Below are 22,117 nucleotides of genomic sequence, written 5' to 3'. Positions count from 1 at the left end.
GCATTGCACGACGTGCAAGAGTGAAGCCGAACCATTATCCGTGCTGTTTCGAGATATTTCAACGGACGATATAGAGGCGTGGGCGCGCACAGAAGTTGGCATTTTTTATGAGTTGGGTCAGCACGTCGGCGAAACTCGGGCCTATTATTGCCATAGATGTCGGGCGCGGTGCGACACGCGTCGTGCACCCGTTTCGGCATGACTGCATACGGGCGTCACGAATGCGGGCGAGGTGCGGCGCGGTCGTGAATACGACGATTTCGTATGCTATAAAAGATCGGACGTGCGGCGCGCGAAAGCCGGGAGTGCTCGCATGAGGACGCTGTGTTTCTTGCAATTTTTTTTCAGGCGAATGTTTATGTCCTTCCCGAGAAAGCGCAGGCGCGCCAGTGCGGACAGTAAGGAGTCGTTTCTCGCCGTGTTGCGCCAGTTCAAGCCTTTCGTCCAGCTCGATACGAAAATCGCCCGCGCTCGCGCACAGGACGAGCCCGTGCTCTACGAACACGTCCTGCCGGGGCTCGATGTTCTGCTGTGCACGGTCCGCGGCGCTCAGCCGCCCTATCCCGACGTCGACGAGTTGCGCCGGCGCTGCATCGAGTCGATCGCGAACGCGCTCGAGCAGCCGCTCGAGGGGCTGGAGAACGGCGGCTACTGGTATGAAACGAACGGCTTCGGCTTTCTCGTCTTCGCCAGCCGCGCACGGGCGAAGATCTTGCCCGAGTTCGGTGCAGGCGTGCCCACACGCGGCACTCGCCGGCAAAATGCGGGCGACGCCGCACCACGCTCGTTTCGCTAACGACAGACGGTGACGAGCGACGGCGGTCGTGCGTCCGTCGCACCCCGCACCCTCGCGTCTCGCACTCTATCGTCCGCCGCGCCCCACTGCGCTCGCCTGCGGCCGCACGATATCGATAAATGCCGCCAGATCGGCCTCACCGAGCCCCATCGCCGCCCCTAGCCGCAGCACCTGCTGCACCGCCCCCACCACCGGCATCACGGCACCGGTCGCGCGCGCCGCCTCGGCCACCGTGTCGATGTCCTTCTGAAACGTCCTCAGCGAGCCGATAGGCGCATGGCCGCTTTCGGTCATGCGCGGCACGAACGTGCGCAATAAGACTGAATCGGCCCAACCGCCCGCAAGCGCCTCGGGCAGCCGAGCCGCATCGATGCCGGCCGCCTGCGCGAGCCCGACCGCTTCGGCAATGCCCGCCACCGTCGCGCAAACGATCGCTTGGTTGCACAGTTTCGTCATCTGGCCCGCTCCCACGTCGCCCATCCGCGTGACGCGCGCGGCATAGGCGCCGATGAGCGGCTCGACGGCCGTGACGTCGGCCGCATTGCCGCCCGCCATGACGGCGAGCGTGCCGGCCTGCGCACCGGGCACACCGCCCGAGACGGGCGCGTCGACCCACCCGATGCCGTGCCGCGCTGCCCGCTGCGCGTAGTCGCGCGTCGCCGCGGGCGCGATGCTCGAATGATCGACGATCCAGCGCATGCGTCCTGCGCCGGCATCAGCCGTATCCTCGCCAAGCAAGCCGCCGAGACCGAAGACGACCTCCTCGACGGCGTGCGTGTCGGACACGCATAGAAACACCGCCTGTGCATGAGCGACGAGATCGCGCGGCGCGTCGACGATGCGCGCGCCGTCGGCCGCCAGCGGCTGTGCTTTCGCACGCGTGCGATTCCAGACCCAGACGGTATGCCCCGCGCGCAGCAAATGCTTGATCATCGGCGCGCCCATGAGGCCCGGTCCGCAAAATCCGATTTCCATCGTTCCATTCTCCTTCGACGAAAAGAGGCCCGTCCGCCCGCACGAGCGAACGATATCGGCGAAACGCCTCGCGCGGCGTCGGCATGCGCGAACGTCGTTGCCTATACTGGTCTATCCATTCTCGGCGAGAAACGGAGACGACTCATGAACGACCATGTCTACAAGTACATCGAACTGACCGGTTCGTCGACGAAATCGAGCGACGACGCCATCCGGTGCGCCATCGAGCGCGCCTCGAAAACGCTGCGCAATTTGAACTGGTTTCAGGTGACCGAGACGCGCGGGCACATCGAAAACGGCAGCGTCGTCCATTGGCAGGTGACGCTGAAGCTGGGCATGCGTCTCGAAGATTGACGGCGGGCGGCTCCTCGAAGCCGCACCGCCCTTACGCTCGAGCGGTCAGCGGCTTCAATGCGGCAACGCGCCGTCCACGCCTTCGACGTACCAATTCAGGCGCTGCAGTTCGGCATCGGAGAGCGTCTTGCCCGCCGGCACCTTGATCGCGCCCGATTGATCCTTGATCGGGCCCGTGAAGACGTCACGCTGACCGCTGGCGATCGCGTCGTGCGCCTTCTTTTCGTCGGCGCGCGCCGCCGCGGGCACCTTCGCATTCAAGTCCTCGAGATCCACGGCTTGCTGAGGCAGGCCCCACCAGATCGGGTCGTTCTTCCATTTGCCGTCGAGCACCTGCTGGATCACCGCCATGTAGTAGACGCCCCAATGCGCGACGACGGAGCCCAGCGCCGCGTCAGGGCCGAACTTCTTCATATCGGAGTCCCAGCCGAACGCATACACCTTCTTCTCTTCGGCCGTCGCGAGCGTGGCGCTCGAATCGGTGTTCTGCAACAGCACGTCGGCGCCCTGGCCGATCAGCGTTTCGGCGGCCTGCTTTTCCTTGCCCGGATCGAACCAGCTATTGATCCAGATCACTTTCGTATGCACCTTCGGGTTGACCAAGCGCGCACCGAGCGTGTAGGCGTTGATATTGCGCACCACTTCCGGGATCGGCACCGACGCGACGAAACCGAGCGTGTTCGTCTTCGTCATGTGGCCGGCAACGACGCCGGCCAGATACGCCCCCTGATACATGCGCACGTCGTACGTGCCGAAGTTCTTCGCCTTCTTATAGCCCGTCGCATGCAAGAAAACGGTATCGGGGAAGTCCTTCGCGACCTTGAGTTCGAAGTCCTGATAGCCGAAGCTCGTCCCGAAGATGATCTTGTTGCCCTTGCTCGCGAGATCGCGGAACACACGCTCCGAATCGGCAGACTCGGGCACATCCTCGACACGCGTGATCTTGATCTTGCTGCCGAACTTGGCTTCGACCTGCTTCGAGCCTTGATCGTGCGCGTAGGTCCAGCCGGCGTCGCCGGGGTTGCCCAGATACACGAACGCGACACCGGGCACATCGGCCGCTTGCGCGGCCGGCGCGAGCACGGCGCCCAGCGCGAGCGCCGCGCTTGCGGCGAGCAAGGTCAACGTTTTTCTTCTCATCGGACTTCTCCAGTGGTGTGGGTGAAACAGTCGATCGCGCGCCGGCATACCCGGTGTTCAGCTCGTCGCGAAGAACGGCTTGCCGAGCGACGCGGGTGCATTGAGCTTGATCGTGTTCGGGTTGCGCGAAATGATGGCCAGCACGACGATCGTCGCCAAGTACGGCAGCATGGCGAGAAATTGCGTCGGCACCGGCACGCCCACGGCCTGCGCATAGAACTGCAGCCCCGTCACGGCGCCGAACAGCAGCGCGCCGATGAGCAGCCGAGCCGGCCGCCAAGTGGCGAACACCACGAGTGCGAGTGCGATCCAGCCGCGGCCCGCCGTCAATTGCTCCTGCCACAGGTGCAAATAGACGATCGAATAGTAGCCGCCCGCGAGCCCGGCCATCCCGCCGCCGAACAGCGTCGCGCCATAGCGCACGCCAATCACGGAGAAACCGACCGAATGCGCGACCGAGGGCGATTCGCCGACCGAGCGCAGCACGAGCCCCGCGCGCGTCCGGTAGAGGAACCAAGCGACGAGACCGAACAACGCAAACGCGAGATAGCCGAGCGGCGTCAGCGCGAATAGCGCGGGCCCGAGCACGGGAATATGCACGAGCCCGGGAATCGGCAACGCATCGATCGTCGCGCTGACCGATGCCGACGTATAGCCCTTGCCGATATATGCCGACAAGCCGGTGCCGAAGATCGCGAGCGAGAGACCCGTCGCCACTTGGTTGGCGAGCATCGTCAGCGTGAGAAAGGCGAACAGTAGCGCCATCGCGGCCCCCGCGCCGATCGACGCGGCCACGCCGATCCAAGGGTGGCCTGTCTGAACGGTGACGGCGTAGCCCGTCACGGCGCCCATCAGCATCATGCCTTCGATGCCGAGATTGAGCACGCCCGACTTTTCGGTGACGAGCTCGCCGATGCCGGCAAGCATCAGCGGAATCGCGGCGACGACGGCGCTTGATGCAAGCGAGCCAGCTTGTTGAATGTCCATGAGTCGTTCTATTTCGTTTGTTTCGTTTGACAAGTCATTCGATAGCGCAATGCGGAGTCACCCACCTCACGCGCTCAGCCATGCGCGACGTCGGGCACGCGGCGCACGCGGTAATTGACGAACAGGTCCGCGCCCAGCAGGCAAAACAGCAGTAGCCCTTGGAAGACGCCCGAGAGGGCCTGCGGCAATTGCATCGACGTCTGCACGGCTTCCCCACCGAGATAGAGCAGCGCCATCAGCAAGCTCGCGAGCACGATGCCGACGGGGTGCAGCCGGCCGACGAAGACGACGATGATCGCCGTGAAGCCGTAGCCCGGCGACCACGTCGCCTGCAATTGGCCGATCGGCCCCGCGATCTCGCCCATGCCCGCCAGTCCCGCGAGCGCCCCGCTGATGAGCAGCGAAGTCCATACCGTACGCGAGTCGGAAAAGCCCGCGTAGCGCCCGGCGAGCGGCGCCAGCCCGCCGACGTTCATCCGAAACCCCGCGAAGCTTTTGCGCATGAAAAGCCACACCGCCGGGATAGCCGCGAGCGTCATGAAGATCGACGCATTGAGCCGCGTTCCGCGCAGCCAGTGCCAGTGCCAGTCGCCGCCGAACGTCGGATAGAGCGCGTCGCCCGAGAACATCTCCGAGAGCGGGAAGTTCATCCCTTGCGGGTCGCGCCAAGGTCCGCTCACGAGATAGATCAGTAGTTGGGTCGCCACGTAGGTCAGCATCAGGCTCGTCAAGATCTCGTTGGTATTGAAGCGCGTCTTCAGAAACGCCGGAATCGACGCCCATAGCATCCCGCCGACGATGCCCGCGCCCATCATCAGGAACAGAATCCACGCGCCGCTAGCTTGATCGAAATGAATCGCGACGCCACTCGCAGCGATGCCGCCCGCGAGCATCTGTCCCTCGGCGCCTATGTTCCACACGTTCGCGCGATAGCCGACGGCGAGGCCCAGGCCGATCAGACACAGCGGCGACGCTTTGAGCAGCAATTCCGACCAGCCGTTGACGTCGGCGAGCGGATCGATGAAGAACGCGCGCATAGCCTGCACCGGGTCGCGCCCGACGAGGCCGAAAATGAGGAAGCCGATCGCAAGCGTCAAGGCCGCGGCAATGACGGGCACGGCGAGCCGCATTGCGCGGGAAGGCGTAGGGCGTGCTTCGAGTCGGTAGGGAAAATGCATGGTCAATTCGAGCGTCGATTATTCAAGTGTTAGCGCCGGCATGGCGCCAGAGGCGCCGCGCGTCGATGTGGCGTCAAGCGTGCACGGGCTGCTCCTCGGACGGCGCGGCCCCCGAATCGCCGAACAAGCCCGCCATCCACAGCCCAATTTCCTCGGCGTTCGTTTCGCCCGTCTTGCGCGCCGGCGACAACCGCCCACGCGCGAGCACGGCGATGCGATCGCAAATGTCGAAAAGCTCGTCGAGCTCCTCGGAGATCACGAGCACGGCCACCCCCGTGGCCGACAAATCGAGCAGTTGCTGCCGAATGAAGGCGGACGCGCCGACGTCGACGCCCCATGTGGGTTGCGCGACCACGAGCACTTTCGGCGCTTGCAGCACCTCGCGACCGACGATGTACTTTTGCAGATTGCCGCCCGAGAGCGACTGTGCAAGCGCGTCCGGGCCACCGCAGCGCACGTCGAACGCCTCGATGCAGCGCATGGCGAACGCGCGCATCGCACGGGTTCCGATCCAGCCCTGGCGGACCATACCGGGCTGACGATGTGCGGTCAGCAACGCGTTTTCCGCGAGCGACATGGCCGGCACGGCGCCTCGTCCGAGCCGCTCTTCCGGTACGAAGGCGAAGCCGAGGCGGCGGCGGGCACCGGCCGAGAGCCGCGCGGCACGCTTGCCGCAGATCGTTACGGCGTCGGGCTGAGCGGCACAGCGCTTCTCGCCCGAGAGCGCCGCCAGCAATTCCGCCTGGCCGTTGCCCGACACGCCCGCGATCCCGAAGATCTCGCCCGCATGCACGTCGAACGTCACGTTCTCGAGCGAAGTGCCGAACGGGTCGTCGCTCGCCGCCGACAGGCCCCTGACGCGCAGCAACGCCTCGCCCGGCGCGTGCGCGCGCCGCGTGTAATCGGGCAGCGCATGGCCGACCATCAATTGCGCGAGCGAGGCATTCGTCTCCTCGCGCGGCTTCACGTGTCCCGTCACGCGGCCGCCGCGCATGACGGTGGCCGTGTCGCAAAGCTCGCGAATCTCGTCGAGCTTATGGCTGATGTAGAGAACGCTGCAGCCTTGGGCAGAAAGTCGCCTGAGCGTCTCGAACAACTTGCGCACCGCCTGTGGCGTCAGCACCGACGTCGGCTCGTCCATGATCAAGAGCCGCGGGTGCTGCAGGAGGCAGCGCACGATCTCGACGCGCTGACGCTCGCCGACGGTTAGGCTGTGCACGTGCCGCTGCGGATCGATGTCGAGCCCATACTCGGCCGACACCTCGCGAATGCGCTTGCCGAGCGAGGCGAGATCGAACGGCTCGTCGAGCGCGAGCGCGATGTTCTCGCCAACCGTCAACGTCTCGAACAGCGAGAAGTGCTGAAACACCATGCCGATGCCGAGCTTGCGCGCCTGCGCGGGGCTCGCGATCTCGACGAGATCGCCTTCCCACCGGATCTCGCCCGCATCGGGCCGCACCGAGCCGTAGATGATCTTCATCAGCGTGCTCTTGCCGGCGCCGTTTTCGCCGAGCACGGCATGGATCTCGCCCGGTGCGACGACGAGGTGCACGTCGTCGTTCGCTTTGACCGCCGGATATTGCTTGCTGACACCCGTCAATGCGAGCCGCGGCACGATCGGAGCGCTTGTGCCGGCCGTGCCGTCGAGAATTGAATGATTGCCCATGAGATCCGTCGTCAAACCTGATTGCCGCCTACTACGACGCGACGTGCTCGACGCCCGTCGCGCTCCCCGTCCACTCGTTGCCATTTGGCTTGCATTGCCCCATCCGCCGCCCCGCCGTGGCCCGACGATACCCAATTCGTCGGCGAGCGTCGAGCCGAGAATATCGTGCCGACACTCGATTTTGCCGATGCGCCACAGGGGTATGTGCGACCTTGACGTGTATCGACGCACATATTAAAAGTCTGATATCCCTCCCCCTGTTCGATCAGCCTAAACATATATCGGAGCAATTCATGAGTCAGCAACGCGAGGCGATCGACACGTATCTTTTGCGCGTCTTGCACACCCTCTTGATGGAACGCAGCGTCACGCGCGCGGCCGTCAAGTTGAACCAATCACAGCCCGCGATCAGCGCGGCGTTGCGTCGCCTGCGCGACATCACGGGCGATCCGCTGCTCGTGCGTGGAAAATCCGGCATGGTGCCGACCGAGTACGGCCTGCGCCTGCTCGAACCGGTCCAAAATGCCCTGCGCGAAATCGAGCGGATTCGCTTCCAGCAGCACAATTTCGATCCCGCCACGTCGATCCGCTGCTACCGTATCGGCTGCCCCGATTACCTGAACGTCCTGTTCGTGCCGACCGTCGTCGAACGCTTCCGTCAGGCGGCACCGAACGCACAGCTCGAATTCCACTCGCTCGGCCCGTCGTTCGATTACGAACTCGCGCTCGAGGACGGCAAGCTCGACGTCGTCGTCGGCAACTGGCCGGAACCGCCGGAGCAGTTGCACCTGTCGAACCTGTTCGTCGACGAGATCGTCTGCTTGATGAGCAATACGCACCCGTTCGCCAAGCGCGGCGGCATCACGCTCGATCAATATCTGAACGCCCCACATCTGGCGCCCACGCCGTATTCGGTCGGTCAGCGCGGCGCAATCGACGTTCATCTCGCGCGCGAGCGGCTCAAGCGCCACGTCGTCGTCACGTTGCCGTACTTCAATCTCGCGCCGTACGTGCTCATCAAGTCGGACCTCCTCTTCACGACGACGCGGCTGTTTGCCGATCATTACGCCAAGTACCTACCGCTGACGGTCCTGCCCGCCCCGCTCGATTTTCCGCCGATGCAGTACTACCAACTCTGGCACGAGCGCTGTCACTACTCCGACGAAGTGCGCTGGCTGCGCAGCCTCGTGGCCGATGCAACGCGTACGCTCGTCGACCGCGCCTGATCGGCTGCGGGCGCAACGGCCCAAGCCGGCCTCGCTCGCGCCACGCCAAGCGCATTCGTTGCGCCTTCCTCTTACGCGGCTGCCCGCGCCGCCTCACCGAGCGAACGCGCGAGCGCATTGTGACGCTCGAGCAAGGGCGTAAGTTCGAGCGTCGTCAAGCGGCCGTCCTGGACGACGACCTTGCCGTTGATGACGCTCAGCGAAACCTGCGACGGCGCGCAAAACACGAGCGCCGCCACCGGGTCGTGCAGCGCACCCGCGAAATTCGGCTGACGCAAATCGAATGCGACGAAGTCGGCCGCCATCCCTGGAGCGAGCGCGCCGATGTCGTCGCGCCCGAGCACGGCAGCGCCGCCGAGCGTAGCGAGTTCCAGCGCCTCGCGCGCACTCATCGCATCGGGCCCGAACCCGACGCGCTGTAGGAGCATCGCTTGCCGCGCCTCGCCGACGAGATGCGCACCGTCGTTCGACGCCGAACCGTCCACGCCGAGCCCGACAGGCACGCCGGCATCGCGCATACGCCGAATCGGGGCAATGCCCGATGCGAGCCGCATGTTCGAGCACGGGCAATGCGCGACGCCGGTGCGCGTGCGAGCGAACAGTGCGATACCGGGCGCGTCGAGCTGTACGCAGTGCGCATGCCAGACGTCAGCCCCGACCCAGCCGAGATCCTCGGCATATTCGGCGGGCGTCATGCCGAACCGCTCGCGGCTGTAAGCCACGTCGTTGACGTTTTCGGCCAGGTGAGTATGCATCGAGACCCCATATTCACGCGCGAGCACGGCCGATTCCCGCATCAAATCGCGACTGACCGAAAACGGCGAGCATGGAGCCACGACCACACGCAGCATCGCGTAGCGGCCCTTGTCGTGATAGGTCTCGATCAATCGCTGCGTGTCGGCGAGGATGTCGGCCTCGTTCTCCACGAGCGAATCGGGCGGCAACCCGCCGTCCTTTTGCCCGACGCTCATGCTGCCGCGGCTCGCATGAAAGCGCATGCCGATTCGCGCAGCGGCCGCGATGCTGTCGTCGAGCCGGCTACCGTTCGGATACAGATAAAGATGATCGCTCGAGGTCGTGCACCCCGAAAGCAGCAGCTCGGACATTGCCGTAAGCGTCGATACCTCGATCATCTCGGGCGTCAAATGGGCCCAGATCCGATAAAGACTCGTCAGCCAGCCGAACAGTTCGGCGTTTTGAGCGGCCGGAACCGCGCGCGTCAAGCTTTGATACATGTGGTGATGCGTGTTGACGAGGCCTGGCATCACGAGATGTCCGCGCAGGTCGAGCACTTGGTCCGCCGTGCTCGGCAATTCGCTCGTCGGGCCCACAGCCGCGATGCGGTTGCCTTCGATGAAAAGCCCCGCGTCGCGCAATTCCCGGCGGGCGCCGTCCATGGTCACGAGCACGTCGGCGTGCTTGACGAGCAGCGTTCTGGGGCGAGTCGCACCGGTTGCATGCGTGGGCTGTTCAGTCGTCATTCGATTCTTCCGCGTTGAGATGTCGGCGTTAATGTGTCGGCGTCGATATGTCGATGTCGATATGTCGGCATAGCCGTTGATGTATTGACGTAACGATCAGGAGCCAAAATAGTGCTGGCAATGTACAACGACGCGATACTCGCCCTCACTGTTTCGATATATTGGTCCCATTTTCGAGGAGTGCGCCTCGGCGGCAATGGCGCCAGGCATGCCCCCTTGCCTTATGCGGCGGCCCTTATCTTTCCTATCGCGTGCGCCGAGCCGTCGGCAACTTCTTAGAATGGCGATACGGCGCTCGCAACAACTCGCCGACGGGTATGTAGCCACTGACGTGGAGCCTCGATCCGCCGATTGCGCATTGGATCGAGTCGCCCTCGTCACTTTTCGCGTTCATCAAAAGGAAAACTGCGAATGGGAAAGCTAACTACCCACGTCCTGGACACGGCGCACGGCCGCCCGGGCGCCGGCATCGCGGTCGAGTTGTTCAAGCTCGACGGCGACGCACGGCGCTCGATCGCGCGCACCGTCACGAATGACGACGGCCGCTGCGACAAGCCGCTTCTCGAAGGCGACGCAATGGCCGTCGGCGAATACGAGCTCGTCTTCCACGCGGGCGACTACTTCGCCGCCGTCGGCGTAAGCGTGCCGCAGCCGCGCTTCGTCGATCGCGTCGTCCTGCGCTTCGGCATTGCCGATGTCGCCGCGCACTATCACGTGCCGCTCCTGGTCTCGCCGTGGGCTTACAGCACCTATCGCGGCAGTTGAACGCACATACCAACGACTATCAGGAGCTTGGAGGCATTTCATGGAAGGTTTCATCACTGACTGGCTGAATCTCACGATTCGCTGGCTGCACGTTATTGCCGCAATTGCATGGATCGGCGAATCGTTTTATTTCGTCGCGCTCGACAGCAGCTTGAAGAAGCCGAAGGACCCCGTGCTCGTCGAGCGCGGCGTGTTCGGCGAGCTGTGGCACGTACACGGCGGCGGGTTCTACAACATGCAAAAGTACATGGTCGCGCCGGCGCAAATGCCGGAGGACCTGCACTGGTCGAAATGGCCGTCGTACACGACATGGATGTCCGGTTTCGGTCTCTTCACCGTGCTGTATCTGTGCTCGCCGAGCACGTACCTCATCGACCCGAACGTCCTCGATATGGGGCCGGTTGTCGCGATCGCGGCTGCGCTCGGCTTCCTGGCCGCGGGCTGGATCGTCTACGACTCCCTGTGCCGCCTGCTCGTCGGCAAGGATCGTTTGCTTGGGATCATCGTCGGCCTATACGTCCTCGTGGCGGCCTGGCTCGCCTGCCACATTTTCTCCGGTCGCGCTGCCTACTTGATCGTCGGCGCCATGCTGGCGACGATCATGTCGGCCAACGTGTTCTTCGTCATCATTCCGGGGCAGCGCAAGATGGTGAACGCGATGCTCAAGGGCGAATCGCCGAATCCGATCTACGGCAAGCGCGGCAAGCAGCGCTCGGTGCACAACACCTACTTCACGCTGCCGGTCGTGTTCGCGATGCTGTCGAATCACTACGCGATGACGTACACGCACGCCTACAACTGGGCCATTCTGGCCGTCATCATGCTCGCGGGCGCCCTGATTCGTCAGTTCTTCGTCATGCGCCATCGTGGGCAGGTGCTCTGGTATCTACCGGTAGGCGGGGTGGCGTTGCTTGCCGCCGCGCTGGCCGTCACGCTGCCCAAGCCCGTCATGCCGCAGGCGCAAGCTGCCAACGCACCCGTCGTGAAACTCGCCGACATTCAGCCGATCTTGCAGCAGCGGTGCGTCGCCTGCCACTCGGCACACCCGACGCTGATGGGCAGCGCGCCGGCCGGCGTGCTCTTCGACACGCCCCGGGAGATATCCACGAATGCGCAACGGCTATATCAACAGGCTGTCGTGCTGAAAGCGATGCCGCTCGGCAATGTCACGAAAATGACGCCGGAGGAGCGCGAGAAAATCGCAGCGTGGTTCAACTCGCGCACCCAGCCGTAACGGAGTATCGGACCGGCAGACGCCGGACGAAACAAAGCCCCTTGCGCCAACGGCCCAAGGGGCTGAAACAACCGGACAGGCTAGGCTAGACATTGCCTGGCCTCCGCGGCTTTTATCGTTTATTTCAATATGGCCGCTGCCATCAACGCGGCGGCGGTGAGCCAAATGGATGCGCTGACCGTCGCTCCCGGCAGACGCCTGGCCAACGCCGGCCGCGATTTCGAACCGCTTTTGCCTACCCGCCCGGCCGACGCAAGCGTTCGCTTGTCGTGATGCTTGAGGGTGACGATCATCACGAGGATCGAACACGCGAACGCAAGTCAGCTACGCTGCTTGCGCGACCAGCGCTTCGACTTGGGGCACGCGTGCGGCGGGCGTGGACAGCGCGGAGAGCATCGACCGGTCGTTGAACCGGAAGAAGCAAACGAGCTGATCGCATCCGGCGAGCTTGAGTAGCTGCGGCCCCGAGAGATCGGCGATGATCTCGGCCACTTGCGTCGATAGTCCGAGCCGCTGCATGCCGCCGGCGCGGTCGGTGCGCAACAAACGCTGCGCGAGCGAAAGGTACGACAAGTTGATTTCGCGGATCGATTCGAGCGTTTCGCAACCGTTCATGACTGTCTCCGCCAGGGGTGTTGTGGTTCGAACTGAAAATCAACGGGTGAGCCGGTCATTCCGAATAAGGCCAAGCGCTCTTCCGTCATCGAAAATGCCGTGGAGCGGCAAACGTTTGCTTGAATCCGAGGGGGAAATCAGCAACCGTCGCGCTCGTCGGCCACGCCGGCAGCGATCAGGCTGCAGGCGATCTCGCGCAGCAAATGCTGTGTAAGCGCACCGGAGCCGCCGAGGCAAAGGCGTTGAAGCTCGAGGAGGTCTTTAGCGAAGCGGCTCATGACGATCTCTCCGTGACTCAAGTTTGGAAACGTCCGTGCCGTCAATGCGTCGTACGAAACGTTTTCCTGTGACGAAAGTATCGGCGAGCATCGCGCGGAAACAAATCAGCGGCCGCTGAACCTTGCGTAATACCTGGCAGCCCGCGTGTCAGCGTTTTCCTACGTACGGGGTACGCAAGGGCTACGCCCGGAGACGAAGCAAAAACGCCCGCTTGGGTTCAAGCGGGCGTTCGAATGACGAAGCGAAGCGAAGCGGTCGCGCTAGAGGCTAGCGGCGGCGAGCGCCTCGGCAGTCAGCCACAGCGATTCGGGCAAGGTTTGCTCGTCGCAGTTGTGCCCCTCGCCGCCGCGATCGACGACGATGAAATCGCTGACCACGTCGAGAGCGATCAGAGGATGGTGCCAGACCCCTTTCGCATAATTGACGCCCTGCCACCCACGCGTGACGAACGCGCGAATGGCATCGGGCGCAAGCTCGCCGGCCGGGGCGACGACGACGAGGTAAGGCTTGTCGTTCATCGGGACGAACGCCTGCGAGCCGAGCGGATGGCGTTCGAGCATCGCCACCTCGAACGGCAACGCGCGGGGCTGGCCGCGGAACAGGTTGACGAGCGGCCGTCCGCCCGCCTCGGCCACGTCGACGCTCGCGAGATCGTGATAGCGCGTCGTCGTGCCGAGGTTGATCGGAATCTGACGCGCGCCCTCGAGTTCGATGACGTCGCCGAACGGCGCGAATGCCGCCCGCGTGAGCGGCTCGATCCTCAAAATCTTCATGCGCGCGCCGTTCACTCGAGCACACCCCACGCGCGCAAGCGCGAAACGCCGCCGTCGGGAATGATGTTCAGCCGCAGATGCGTCACGGGGCCGAGCGCCGCGACTTCGGCCTCGAAGAAATGCTGTTTGTCCATTTGCAGCTTTTGCTCACCGAGCAGCGTCGGCCAGAACATCGCCTGCGTGACCAGCGAGCTGTCGGTGCCGCCCTTGACGTAAGCGGCCTGGATCGAGCAGCGATCGGGGTAGTTGCCTTTGAAGAACGCGGTGTCCACTTCGATCTTCGTGATCGTACCGGGTCGCGCGAGCGCGATGATGGTCCAATCGTTGCCCGGTTCGCGCCGCCGGCGCGTCTCCCAGCCATCGCCCATGTTCACGCCCCGGCCGGGCATCAAGAGGTTCGACGCCGCACCGAAGTGCTGATTGTTGACCGCGACGATATAGGCGCCGTTTTCCATCGCGGCCAGATCGGCCGGCGTGCTGCGGCTCGCGCGAGTCCAGTCGACTTGCGGCTGCCCGTACACGCGTAGGCGCGCAACGCCACCGTCGGGGTATAAATTCAGGCGAATGTGCGTGTACGCCTCGCCGTCCGCGACCTCGAGATAATGGTGGTGATTGCCTTGCAGGGTCGTGGAAGGAACAATCTCCTTCCATTGCGTCGATGCGCCCGGCTGCTCGCCGGCCGGCACACGAGCGGCCTCGACCGATGCGGCCGGCGGGAAGTTGCCGGTGAAGTGGCTCGTATCGATGTCGAGCCCCTTCACGACGCCCGAGCGCGCCAGTTTCACGATGCACCAGTCGTACCCCGTCGTACGCTTGCGGCGCGTTTCCCAGCCGTCCATCCACTTACCGTTGTCGTCGTACTTGCCGGGAATGAACACGGCAGCCTCGGGACTCAACATGCGGTCCTTCGGCGCGAAAAATTCATCGCTCGCCTCGAGTGCCTGCGCGCCCAAGCGTGGATCGGCCAGGTTGACGTAGCGGCGCGTGAACTCTGGGGCGTTGGGGTCGAGAATCGGAAGAGCCATCGTTGTCGTCCTTCGTGTCTGTCAATTCGTTCGTACTACGGATGAAACGTCATATCGACGTATCGCGGCATCGGCATGCATCTTCTGTGCGGACATATCCGATACGTCCATACGTCCGCACTCAAGCGTTCATGCCGTCACGAGATCGTCGATGCGAAACCGTGCGATGCGGTAAATCTGCTCCAGGCTAGTACGCAACTCTTCATCGCGCGAGTTATTCACGCGCGCTTCGAAATTGCCGATGATGCCCGCGCGATCGTGGCCGCGCACGGCGAGAATGAACGGGAAACCGAACTTCTCGCGATAGGCTGCATTCAGGCGCTGCAGCTTGTCGAACTCTTCCTGCGTGCACTGCGCGAGGCCGGCGCCGCTCTGCTCGCGCGTCGATTCGGCCGTCAGTTCGCCCCGCACGGCGGCCTTGCCCGCGAGTTCCGGGTGAGCATTGATGAGCGCGAGCTGGCGTGCGTCGCCCGCCTGGGCGACGATGTCGCGCATCGTCGCGTAGAGGGTATCGATGGTCGCGAACGGCCGGGCCTGCGCCGCTTGCTCCGCTACCCAAGGCGAATGCTCGAAGATGCCGGAGAGCGCCGCCGCGAACGCATCGAGCGGCATCGAATTCAATTGTTCCAGCGAATATTGCATCGGCTTCATGCGCGAGAGCTGTCCGTTTTTGGCTGATAGGGATGATGCGCGCGCCAGTGGCGCGCGATATCGACGCGGCGCGTCACCCAGACGCGGTCATGTCGTTCGATATGATCGAGAAACCGTTGCAGTGCGCGAAAACGTCCGGGCCGCCCGAGCAGCCGGCAATGCATGCCGATCGAGAGCATCTTCGGCACTTCGGCGCCCTCTTCGTACAACACGTCGAACGCATCGCGCAAATACGTGAAGAAGTGGTCGGCCGTGTTGAAGCCTTGCGGCGACGCGAAGCGCATGTCGTTCGTGTCGAGCGTGTACGGCACGATCAATTGCGTACGCGTCTCGCCGCCCGCCACCTCCACTTCGGTCCAAAACGGCAGATCGTCGCCGTAGTAGTCCGCGTCGTAGAGAAAGCCGCCGTACTCCGCCACGAGCCGGCGCGTATTGGGACTATCGCGCCCCGTATACCAGCCGAGCGGCCGTACGCCCGTCACGCGTTCGATCGCTTCCATGCCGAGCCGCACGTGCTCGGCCTCGCGCTCGGGCGTCATGTCTTGGTAGTGGATCCAGCGCCATCCATGACAAGCGATTTCATGCCCGAGTTCAACGAAAGCGCGCGCAACCTCGGGGTGGCGTTCGATCGCCATGCCCACGCCAAATACGGTCAACGGCAATCCGCGTTTCTCGAATTCGCGCAAAATGCGCCAAACACCGGCGCGCGAACCGTACTCGTAGATCGACTCCATGCTCATGTGGCGAGCCGGATAGGCGGCCGCGCCCACGATCTCGGACAGGAATTGCTCGGAGGCCGGATCGCCGTGCAAAACGCAGTTCTCGCCGCCTTCTTCATAGTTGAGAACGAACTGCACGGCGACGCGCGCGCGGCCCGGCCAATCGGCCTGGACCGGTTGCCGGCCGTAGCCGATCAGATCGCGCGGATAGCGGGAGTCGGATGTCATGGCAAAGATTCGGGACAAGCGTTGAATTAATGCCGATGCGGCGCCGCGACATGCACACGGTCTGCTGCAACGGTTCAAATCGGTGAAATCAGTGTATAGAAAACGCGCGCGCGCGCCCATACGAGCAGGCCGATAGCGGGGGTTAGCGCTCGCGTATGTCCTGAGCGCACCCATACAGCCGTAGCGCCCGCCGGCGCCTTAGTCGTTGCGCGGACTGAAATCGGCCAACGGGCCATCGTAGCGCTTGGCGAGCGGGCGGGCGTACTCCCCTCGCTTGGCCGTCGCGAGACCCAGCGCCGCCAGCACCTCCGCCCATTTGACCGCGGCGCTCACGCCCTCGATGACCGGCACCCCGATCGCGTCCTCGATCGCGCGACCGAGATCGGCCATGCCCGCACAGCCGAGCACGATCGAATCGGCGCCGTCCTCCTCGAGCGCGCGGCGGCATTCGTCGACGATCAGGCGCCGCGCCGTGCCGTCGGGCCGGTCCAGGTCGAGCACCGCGATGTCGGTCGCGCGTACGCTGCGGCAAAACCGTTTCATGCCGTAGCGTTCGGCCAGATGCCACGCCATGCCCGCCGTGCGCGCGAGCGTCGTCACCACGGAAAAGCTCGGCGCGATTACGCTCGCGGCATGCATTGCCGCCTCGGCGATACCCACGACAGGGCCACGCGCAAGCTCGCGCGCGGCGAACAGGCCCGGATCGCCGAAGCAAGCGATCACGTAGCCGTCGACGCCCTCGCGCTCGCCCGCCGCTACTTCGGCGAGCAGCCCCGGCAGCGCCAGCGATTCGTCGTACCAGCTTTCAATCGAAGGGGGCCCCATCGTCGACGTCGCGGCGACGATCTCGGTATCGACCGCGGCAACGGCACGTGCGCAGTTTGCCATCGTGTCGGTCATGCGCGCGGTCGTATTGGGATTGATGAGCTTGATCTTCATCGTACGTTCCTTCCAATGCGTAAATGCTCGCGTATCCGCTACGCGTGCTGGGTGCCGCGCGCTGCGAGCCAATAGAACACGCCCGCGAACCCGACGCCGATGAACCACGAAAAGTTCGCGAGCGATGCGAATGCCGGCGTCATGACGCACACGACGGCAATCGCGGCAGCCGGCAGCACGGCTGCAACGGCGCGCCAGTTCACACCGCCTCGATACCAATACGAGCCCGATTCGGACATCGAATAGAGATCGTCCCGCACGACGCGCTGCCGTTTGACGATGAAGTAGTCGACGATCAGGACGCCGTACAGCGGACCGATGAACGAGCCGAGCACGTCGAGCGTGTAGTGAATCACCGCCGGGTTGTTGAATAGATTCCACGGCGTGATGAACACCGAGGCGGTGGCGGCGATCATGCCGCCCGCGCGCCAACTGATGTGCTTCGGCGCTACGTTGGAGAAGTCGAACGCTGGCGAGACAAAGTTAGCAACGATGTTGATGCCGATCGTCGCGATCATGAATGTCAGCGCACCGAGCACGACGGCCATCGGATGATCGATGCGGCCGACCGTGGCGACGGGATCGGTGATCAATTCGCCGAAGACGGGCAGCGTCGCCGACGTCGTGATGACGGTGACGAGCGAGAACGCGAGAAAGTTGACGGGCAGCCCCCAGAAGTTGCCGCGTTTCACGCTCGTATAGTTCTTGCAGTACCGCGAAAAGTCGCCGAAGTTCAGCATCGGCCCGGAGAAATACGACACCACGAGCGAGATCGCCGTAATCGTAACGGGCAACGCCTCCCAGCCGTGATACTTCACGCTGCCGAGATTGAGACTGATGTTCGAAAACCCGGCGCGCGCCACCATGTAGCCGGCCAGGATGAACATGACGACATAGACGGCGGGACCGGCGAAGTCGATGAACTTCTTGATCGTTTCCATACCGTTCCAGAACACGATCGCCTGTAGTACCCAGAGCATCATGAAGCCGCCCCAACCGAGCATGGACAACCCGAGCCAGCCATGGCGATGGACGTCGGCGTACGGCATCAGTTGCGGTGCGAACTTCAGTAGAACGATGACGAACGCGCTCGATGCGAGATACGTTTGGATGCCGTACCACGCAACGGCGATCAAGCCACGAATCACGGCCGGGATATTGGCGCCCAGCACGCCGAACGTGGCACGGCAAATGACGGGATAGGGCACGCCGTTGCGCTGGCTCGATTTCGCGATCAAGTTGGCGAAGACATTGACGATGCCGATGCCCACGAGCAACGCGATCAACACTTGCCAACTCGTCAGACCGAGCGCGAACAGACTGCCGGCAAAGACATAGCCTCCAACGCTATGCACATCCGACATCCAAAACGCGAAGATGTTGTAGGTGCCCCAGTGCTGATCGCGCAGCGGCGCCAGATCGGCATTGCACAAGCGTTCGCTGTAGCCGGCGGGCAAACCGGTGTCGATATGGGCGGGCGATGGGCCGACGGCGCCGGCGTCGGTGGGTACAGTCAACTCAGGCATGAACGTCTCCGGTAAAGGACAAGAGCGTTGCCGCGCGGCACCTTCCATGCCTTCGCGCAACCAAGCGCCTTCTTCAACCGGTCGCAGTCGGCGCAATCTGCGGCCTTCTCCCCGAAAATAGTTAGTTGTCCTAAACGATTGAACGGGACCATGAATCCGTACGGCATCGCCGGCGCAAGCGTTGCTCAGGCGCCGAAGACTTCCCGCAAATCAGCCGCACCGCGCGCAGGCCGATCGAGCATCTTCAATTCGACCGCTTGCAGGTGCCTCACCATCAGTTCCGATGCGCGCACCGTGTCGCCGGCCTCGATCGCATCGACTATCCGAGCGTGCTCGTCGAATGAGCACGGACTGCGTCCAAGCGACTCGTAGAGCGCCGAAATCAACGTCGAGCGTGCAACCAGGCCCGCCAAGCAATCGCACAGCACACGGTTGCCCGTCAACGCGGCAAGCTCGGTGTGAAATTCGCCCGAGAGCCGAATCCAAGAGCGGAAATCACGGTGCTCGAACGCGCCGCGCTCCCGCTCGATCATCTTGCCGATCACCTTCAAATGCGCCGCGCCCTGCCCGCCCTGATTGCGGCAGACGCGTTCGATCACGGCGCCCTCGATGATGCGGCGCATCTCGAACACCTCGTGCACTTCCTGAAGCGACGGGCTTGCCACGAAGGCGCCACGATTCGGCTCCAAGTCGACCAGATGTTCGGTGGCGAGCAGCGACAGCGCTTGACGTACCGTGCCGCGCTTGACGGCGAACACGTCGCACAACTGCGCCTCCGTGAGCTTCGCCCCAGGCTCTAGCCGATGTTCGAGAATCGCATCGCGGATGCGCTCGGCAACCGCTGCGGGTGTTGCTGGCTCGGACAATTTCGGCGTCGACATAGTGGGTATAGTAGATTCGACATAAAGATTGTCAACAATTTCTTTTGCAAAAATCGATTCGTCACGGCGTTGAATTCTTCTGATAAATCCATGACTTGGCGCACTTATGCGCCAAATAAGCGCATTGCAGGCCATTCGACGCGCTAGATGTCAGCATCGAAGTGCTTTCAAATTGTCAACAATCTTAGAAGAACACTCGAGCGCAGCGTCAGATGCTTAGCGAAGTGTGGGATGTCCGGTGACGGTCAACGCGAAGCCCTCGCGCCCTGCTTGCAGCCGGGCGTGTGCACCAAATGGAAGCGTGACGAGATCGGCACCGTGACCGAAACGCAGCCCAGTGACGACGGGCAGCCCCGTAACCATGCCGATCTGCTCGAGGACCGCCGAGAGGTCATAGCCGTTATCGTAGGGCGCGAGCTTGCCGCCGGTGAAATCGCCGAGCACGAGCGCCCGCTGGCGCGCGAGGACGCCGGCCAGATGAAGCTGATAGAGCATTCGTTCCACGCGGAACGGGTGTTCATTGACGTCTTCGATGAAGAGGATGCCGCCCTCGATCTGCGGCATATAGCGCGTGCCGACGAGCGCGGCGATCATCGCCAGATTGCCGCCCCAGAGCGTACCGCTCACGTCCACTTCGTCCGCCTGCGGAACAGACTCACGCACCGTGAATTCGGGCGATTCGAGCGCGCACCAGAAACGTTCGGCCGTAAATGCGCTAAGCGTCTGCGCACCGAAGTTGGCCGTCAGCATGGGGCCGCCGAACGTCACCAGGCCCGCGCGCGCGAACAGCGCCAATTGGACCGCCGTGAAATCGCTGTGCCCGCAAATGGCAACGGGCGCACCGGCGAGCCGGCGCTGGAGCCCGGCATAGTCGAGCGAGTCGAGAATCCGCACGGCGCCATAGCTGCCGCGCAATGCAAGGACGATGTCAGGCAGCGGGTGAGCGGCATCGGCGAGCCGGTTCAAGTCGTCCGCGCGCTGCGCATCGGTGCCGCTGAAACGCAGGTATCGGCGCTCTGCCACTTCGGTGCCGAGCACGTGGTGACCGTCCGCGCGCAGCCGAGCGATGCCCCGCTCGACTGCTGCCTCATCGGGCGGATATCCGGAAGGAGCGACGATCTCGATGGTACGCGGACGGATCATGGTGAGTGTTGGAAACGATGCACGTGGCGGTGGGCGCTGCGCTCAGATCGGTTGTTCGGGCGCGCAGGCTCGAGCATCGGCCGCGGCGGCCGTCCGCTCCGCACGAATGGCCTGCCGCCGATGCGCGAAAAACGACCTGAGCGCGTCGCCGCACTCGGTCGCGAGCACACCACCCGTGACATGCGTATGGTGATTGAGTTGACGATTGGCGAATGCGTCGACGACGCTGCCGCAGGCGCCCGTTTTAGGATCCCGCGTGCCGAAAACGACGCGTGCAATGCGCGCGTGCATGATGGCACCCGCGCACATGAGGCAAGGCTCGAGGGTCACATACAGTTCGCAGCCGGGCAGCCGGTAGTTCTGCAGCGACTGCGCGGCCGCGCGCAGCGCAACCATCTCGGCGTGGGCGGAAGGATCGTGGGCGCCGATCGGATGATTGAAGCCCGTCGCCAACACGTCATCGCCGCATACGAGCACCGCTCCGACGGGTACCTCGCCCGCCGCACGAGCCGATTGCGCGGCGTCCAGCGCCAGCGCCATGTATCGACGATCGCGCTCGGACGCGACCGCTTCCTCATTCAGGTGCGCCGAACCGGCCGCGTCGTCGGACTCCAGCGTTTGCACTGCGGTTTCCGCGGCCGGCGGCGCAAGCGGTCCGCTCACGAAAGTCCCGCCTGGTTGCAGGCGTGCATACCGCCATCGTCTGCAAGTACGCGCTCCGAGAGCCGCTCCGCGATGCGGCGACAGTAGTCGCGCGGCACGATCGTTGGCTCGCCACGCAGCGATTCGAGCGCCATATCGAGCGCAAGCAGCTTCGCTTGCAGCCGGCAACGCGTTGCGTGGTCGCCCGCAGCATTCAGTTCGTCTTGCAGGTGGCGCAGCGAACGCAACTGCTCGACCGCCGGCGGCACGAAGCCTGCGTTTTTCAATATACGATTGGCGACGCGGACTTCCTCGGGCACGAGCATGTCGTCGTCGAGTTCCAGCGGCGCCCCGGCACCCGGCAAGTCGTCGAACTCGCCGCGTGCAGCGGCGGCGGCAATGCGTTGTTCGACCAAGGCATCAAGCAATTTCATCTGCGGATCCACTACATGGCGGCGAGCGCATTTTAGCAGGGAGTCCGATCCGGTTTCCTGGAGCCCGCACTCGGGAACCCGCGGCACGGCCATGCGCGGCGAGGCTCGGTGCGCCAACAGCCATGCCAGCCGGGCACGCCGCGCGAAGCGGCGCCCTTTGCGCTGGGCTCGCGCACCCGTCACTTACCGACTTTCACGCGCAGTTCCCGGGCCGTCTCCAACAGGCCTTCGTAGCCCGCGCGGCTGTGCTCGGGAAGGTCTGGATCGCCGACCAGCGCGCCGAGCGTCTCGATCAGGCTGTACAGGATTCCCTTTGCCGCGCTGACGGCAATATTGCCCGACGACAGCAGCGTATCGACGTAGGTCAGCGCGTCGTTGAGGTGTTCGACGTCAGGATTCGAGGACTCTTCTTTCGGCCGGTTCTGATCGGGGGTCATGGTGAGCGTTCCTATCGATCTGT

24 protein-coding genes are annotated in these 22,117 nt (G+C 63.8%); 5 read left to right on the top strand and 19 right to left on the bottom strand.

The window, feature by feature from the left end:
* The first annotated feature begins 313 nt into the window (after nt 1–313).
* On the top strand, nt 314–796 hold the full coding sequence (locus J3485_RS08875; protein ID WP_206952120.1) for a hypothetical protein: 483 nt from the start codon (nt 314–316) through the stop codon (nt 794–796).
* A gap of 66 nt (nt 797–862) precedes the next feature.
* Here the strand turns inward: J3485_RS08875 and J3485_RS08870 are convergent, their stop codons facing one another.
* Complete coding sequence (locus J3485_RS08870; protein WP_206952119.1) at nt 863–1,771, bottom strand: NAD(P)-dependent oxidoreductase; 909 nt, start codon at nt 1,769–1,771, stop codon at nt 863–865.
* Between the two features lie 144 nt (nt 1,772–1,915).
* Between J3485_RS08870 and J3485_RS08865 the strand changes: the two genes are divergently transcribed.
* Entirely contained in the window at nt 1,916–2,125 is a 210-nt protein-coding gene (locus J3485_RS08865; RefSeq protein WP_206952118.1) for a dodecin, read from the top strand.
* Between the two features lie 54 nt (nt 2,126–2,179).
* Here the strand turns inward: J3485_RS08865 and J3485_RS08860 are convergent, their stop codons facing one another.
* The 4 genes from J3485_RS08860 to J3485_RS08845 form a co-directional block, all read right to left on the bottom strand.
* Nucleotides 2,180–3,265 carry a BMP family ABC transporter substrate-binding protein gene (locus tag J3485_RS08860; RefSeq protein WP_206952117.1) on the bottom strand — a complete coding sequence of 362 codons (1,086 nt, stop codon included), beginning with the start codon at nt 3,263–3,265 and terminating at the stop codon, nt 2,180–2,182.
* Nucleotides 3,266–3,322: 57 nt separating this feature from the next.
* Nucleotides 3,323–4,252 carry an ABC transporter permease gene (locus J3485_RS08855; RefSeq protein ID WP_206952116.1) on the bottom strand — a complete coding sequence of 310 codons (930 nt, stop codon included), beginning with the start codon at nt 4,250–4,252 and terminating at the stop codon, nt 3,323–3,325.
* A gap of 74 nt (nt 4,253–4,326) precedes the next feature.
* Nucleotides 4,327–5,430, bottom strand: coding sequence for an ABC transporter permease (locus J3485_RS08850; protein ID WP_206952115.1), 1,104 nt, complete (start codon nt 5,428–5,430; stop codon nt 4,327–4,329).
* A gap of 73 nt (nt 5,431–5,503) precedes the next feature.
* Nucleotides 5,504–7,096 (bottom strand): ABC transporter ATP-binding protein, encoded by a 1,593-nt coding sequence (locus tag J3485_RS08845; protein WP_206952114.1) that lies wholly within the window; start codon nt 7,094–7,096, stop codon nt 5,504–5,506.
* Nucleotides 7,097–7,389: 293 nt separating this feature from the next.
* Between J3485_RS08845 and J3485_RS08840 the strand changes: the two genes are divergently transcribed.
* The gene (locus J3485_RS08840) at nt 7,390–8,322 is read left to right on the top strand and encodes a LysR substrate-binding domain-containing protein (protein ID WP_206952113.1); all 933 of its coding nucleotides are present in this window, start codon (nt 7,390–7,392) and stop codon (nt 8,320–8,322) included.
* Nucleotides 8,323–8,393: 71 nt separating this feature from the next.
* Here J3485_RS08840 and J3485_RS08835 read toward each other — a convergent pair whose 3' ends face one another.
* Entirely contained in the window at nt 8,394–9,803 is a 1,410-nt protein-coding gene (locus J3485_RS08835; protein WP_206952112.1) for an 8-oxoguanine deaminase, read from the bottom strand.
* A 411-nt stretch (nt 9,804–10,214) separates the two neighbouring features.
* Here J3485_RS08835 and uraH point away from each other — a divergent pair, with 411 nt between their 5' ends.
* On the top strand, nt 10,215–10,568 hold the full coding sequence (uraH, locus tag J3485_RS08830) for a hydroxyisourate hydrolase (RefSeq protein WP_206952111.1): 354 nt from the start codon (nt 10,215–10,217) through the stop codon (nt 10,566–10,568).
* A 40-nt stretch (nt 10,569–10,608) separates the two neighbouring features.
* Nucleotides 10,609–11,802 carry a urate hydroxylase PuuD gene (locus J3485_RS08825; protein WP_206952110.1) on the top strand — a complete coding sequence of 398 codons (1,194 nt, stop codon included), beginning with the start codon at nt 10,609–10,611 and terminating at the stop codon, nt 11,800–11,802.
* Nucleotides 11,803–12,126: 324 nt separating this feature from the next.
* On the opposite strand, the gene flhD is transcribed toward J3485_RS08825, so the two are convergent.
* The 13 genes from flhD to J3485_RS08760 all read right to left on the bottom strand — a co-directional run bounded on the left by flhD (nt 12,127) and on the right by J3485_RS08760 (nt 22,094).
* Complete coding sequence (gene flhD, locus J3485_RS08820) at nt 12,127–12,417, bottom strand: flagellar transcriptional regulator FlhD (RefSeq protein WP_206952109.1); 291 nt, start codon at nt 12,415–12,417, stop codon at nt 12,127–12,129.
* Between the two features lie 137 nt (nt 12,418–12,554).
* Nucleotides 12,555–12,695, bottom strand: coding sequence for a hypothetical protein (locus tag J3485_RS08815; RefSeq protein ID WP_206952108.1), 141 nt, complete (start codon nt 12,693–12,695; stop codon nt 12,555–12,557).
* Nucleotides 12,696–12,956: 261 nt separating this feature from the next.
* A complete protein-coding gene (locus J3485_RS08810; protein WP_206952107.1) occupies nt 12,957–13,469 on the bottom strand; it encodes an ureidoglycolate lyase in 513 nt (170 codons plus the stop codon).
* A gap of 11 nt (nt 13,470–13,480) precedes the next feature.
* Nucleotides 13,481–14,494 carry an allantoicase gene (gene alc, locus J3485_RS08805; RefSeq protein ID WP_206952106.1) on the bottom strand — a complete coding sequence of 338 codons (1,014 nt, stop codon included), beginning with the start codon at nt 14,492–14,494 and terminating at the stop codon, nt 13,481–13,483.
* 129 nt (nt 14,495–14,623) lie between these two features.
* The gene (gene uraD / locus J3485_RS08800) at nt 14,624–15,145 is read right to left on the bottom strand and encodes a 2-oxo-4-hydroxy-4-carboxy-5-ureidoimidazoline decarboxylase (RefSeq protein ID WP_206952105.1); all 522 of its coding nucleotides are present in this window, start codon (nt 15,143–15,145) and stop codon (nt 14,624–14,626) included.
* Nucleotides 15,142–16,092, bottom strand: a complete 951-nt coding sequence (gene puuE / locus J3485_RS08795) for an allantoinase PuuE (RefSeq protein WP_206952104.1) — start codon at nt 16,090–16,092, stop codon at nt 15,142–15,144. The genes uraD and puuE overlap by 4 nt, the downstream gene beginning before the upstream one ends.
* A 198-nt stretch (nt 16,093–16,290) precedes the next feature.
* Complete coding sequence (locus J3485_RS08790; RefSeq protein WP_206952103.1) at nt 16,291–17,031, bottom strand: aspartate/glutamate racemase family protein; 741 nt, start codon at nt 17,029–17,031, stop codon at nt 16,291–16,293.
* A gap of 38 nt (nt 17,032–17,069) precedes the next feature.
* Nucleotides 17,070–18,557, bottom strand: coding sequence for an NCS1 family nucleobase:cation symporter-1 (locus tag J3485_RS08785; RefSeq protein WP_206952102.1), 1,488 nt, complete (start codon nt 18,555–18,557; stop codon nt 17,070–17,072).
* A 185-nt stretch (nt 18,558–18,742) separates the two neighbouring features.
* Nucleotides 18,743–19,438, bottom strand: a complete 696-nt coding sequence (locus tag J3485_RS08780; RefSeq protein ID WP_206952101.1) for a GntR family transcriptional regulator — start codon at nt 19,436–19,438, stop codon at nt 18,743–18,745.
* 216 nt (nt 19,439–19,654) lie between these two features.
* Complete coding sequence (gene ldcA / locus J3485_RS08775; protein WP_206952100.1) at nt 19,655–20,581, bottom strand: muramoyltetrapeptide carboxypeptidase; 927 nt, start codon at nt 20,579–20,581, stop codon at nt 19,655–19,657.
* A 42-nt stretch (nt 20,582–20,623) separates the two neighbouring features.
* The gene (gene tadA / locus J3485_RS08770) at nt 20,624–21,196 is read right to left on the bottom strand and encodes a tRNA adenosine(34) deaminase TadA (RefSeq protein ID WP_242538717.1); all 573 of its coding nucleotides are present in this window, start codon (nt 21,194–21,196) and stop codon (nt 20,624–20,626) included.
* Nucleotides 21,197–21,240: 44 nt separating this feature from the next.
* Nucleotides 21,241–21,657, bottom strand: a complete 417-nt coding sequence (locus J3485_RS08765; RefSeq protein ID WP_206952099.1) for a DnaJ family domain-containing protein — start codon at nt 21,655–21,657, stop codon at nt 21,241–21,243.
* A 179-nt stretch (nt 21,658–21,836) separates the two neighbouring features.
* Nucleotides 21,837–22,094, bottom strand: coding sequence for a hypothetical protein (locus J3485_RS08760; RefSeq protein ID WP_206952098.1), 258 nt, complete (start codon nt 22,092–22,094; stop codon nt 21,837–21,839).
* Between the last annotated feature and the right edge of the window lie 23 nt (nt 22,095–22,117).

The organism is Trinickia acidisoli (assembly GCF_017315725.1).
In the GTDB taxonomy this organism is placed as follows: domain Bacteria; phylum Pseudomonadota; class Gammaproteobacteria; order Burkholderiales; family Burkholderiaceae; genus Trinickia; species Trinickia acidisoli.
Note: the sequence above shows the minus strand (reverse complement) of the source record. Positions and strands in the feature narration are given on the sequence as shown.

Excerpts from the sequence above, each read along its gene's own strand:
- J3485_RS08860 (WP_206952117.1), bottom strand. The coding sequence starts at position 3,265 with ATGAGAAGAAAAACGTTGACCTTGCTCGCCGCAAGCGCGGCGCTCGCG.
- J3485_RS08810 (WP_206952107.1), bottom strand. The coding sequence starts at position 13,469 with ATGAAGATTTTGAGGATCGAGCCGCTCACGCGGGCGGCATTCGCGCCG.
- J3485_RS08780 (WP_206952101.1), bottom strand. The coding sequence starts at position 19,438 with ATGTCGACGCCGAAATTGTCCGAGCCAGCAACACCCGCAGCGGTTGCC.
- uraD (WP_206952105.1), bottom strand. The coding sequence starts at position 15,145 with ATGAAGCCGATGCAATATTCGCTGGAACAATTGAATTCGATGCCGCTC.
- ldcA (WP_206952100.1), bottom strand. The coding sequence starts at position 20,581 with ATGATCCGTCCGCGTACCATCGAGATCGTCGCTCCTTCCGGATATCCG.
- J3485_RS08765 (WP_206952099.1), bottom strand. The coding sequence starts at position 21,657 with ATGAAATTGCTTGATGCCTTGGTCGAACAACGCATTGCCGCCGCCGCT.
- J3485_RS08870 (WP_206952119.1), bottom strand. The coding sequence starts at position 1,771 with ATGGAAATCGGATTTTGCGGACCGGGCCTCATGGGCGCGCCGATGATC.
- J3485_RS08845 (WP_206952114.1), bottom strand. The coding sequence starts at position 7,096 with ATGGGCAATCATTCAATTCTCGACGGCACGGCCGGCACAAGCGCTCCG.
- J3485_RS08760 (WP_206952098.1), bottom strand. The coding sequence starts at position 22,094 with ATGACCCCCGATCAGAACCGGCCGAAAGAAGAGTCCTCGAATCCTGAC.
- uraH (WP_206952111.1), top strand. The coding sequence starts at position 10,215 with ATGGGAAAGCTAACTACCCACGTCCTGGACACGGCGCACGGCCGCCCG.
- puuE (WP_206952104.1), bottom strand. The coding sequence starts at position 16,092 with ATGACATCCGACTCCCGCTATCCGCGCGATCTGATCGGCTACGGCCGG.
- J3485_RS08875 (WP_206952120.1), top strand. The coding sequence starts at position 314 with ATGAGGACGCTGTGTTTCTTGCAATTTTTTTTCAGGCGAATGTTTATG.
- J3485_RS08785 (WP_206952102.1), bottom strand. The coding sequence starts at position 18,557 with ATGCCTGAGTTGACTGTACCCACCGACGCCGGCGCCGTCGGCCCATCG.
- J3485_RS08850 (WP_206952115.1), bottom strand. The coding sequence starts at position 5,430 with ATGCATTTTCCCTACCGACTCGAAGCACGCCCTACGCCTTCCCGCGCA.
- J3485_RS08790 (WP_206952103.1), bottom strand. The coding sequence starts at position 17,031 with ATGAAGATCAAGCTCATCAATCCCAATACGACCGCGCGCATGACCGAC.
- J3485_RS08840 (WP_206952113.1), top strand. The coding sequence starts at position 7,390 with ATGAGTCAGCAACGCGAGGCGATCGACACGTATCTTTTGCGCGTCTTG.
- alc (WP_206952106.1), bottom strand. The coding sequence starts at position 14,494 with ATGGCTCTTCCGATTCTCGACCCCAACGCCCCAGAGTTCACGCGCCGC.
- J3485_RS08815 (WP_206952108.1), bottom strand. The coding sequence starts at position 12,695 with ATGAGCCGCTTCGCTAAAGACCTCCTCGAGCTTCAACGCCTTTGCCTC.
- J3485_RS08865 (WP_206952118.1), top strand. The coding sequence starts at position 1,916 with ATGAACGACCATGTCTACAAGTACATCGAACTGACCGGTTCGTCGACG.
- J3485_RS08855 (WP_206952116.1), bottom strand. The coding sequence starts at position 4,252 with ATGGACATTCAACAAGCTGGCTCGCTTGCATCAAGCGCCGTCGTCGCC.
- J3485_RS08835 (WP_206952112.1), bottom strand. The coding sequence starts at position 9,803 with ATGACGACTGAACAGCCCACGCATGCAACCGGTGCGACTCGCCCCAGA.
- J3485_RS08825 (WP_206952110.1), top strand. The coding sequence starts at position 10,609 with ATGGAAGGTTTCATCACTGACTGGCTGAATCTCACGATTCGCTGGCTG.
- flhD (WP_206952109.1), bottom strand. The coding sequence starts at position 12,417 with ATGAACGGTTGCGAAACGCTCGAATCGATCCGCGAAATCAACTTGTCG.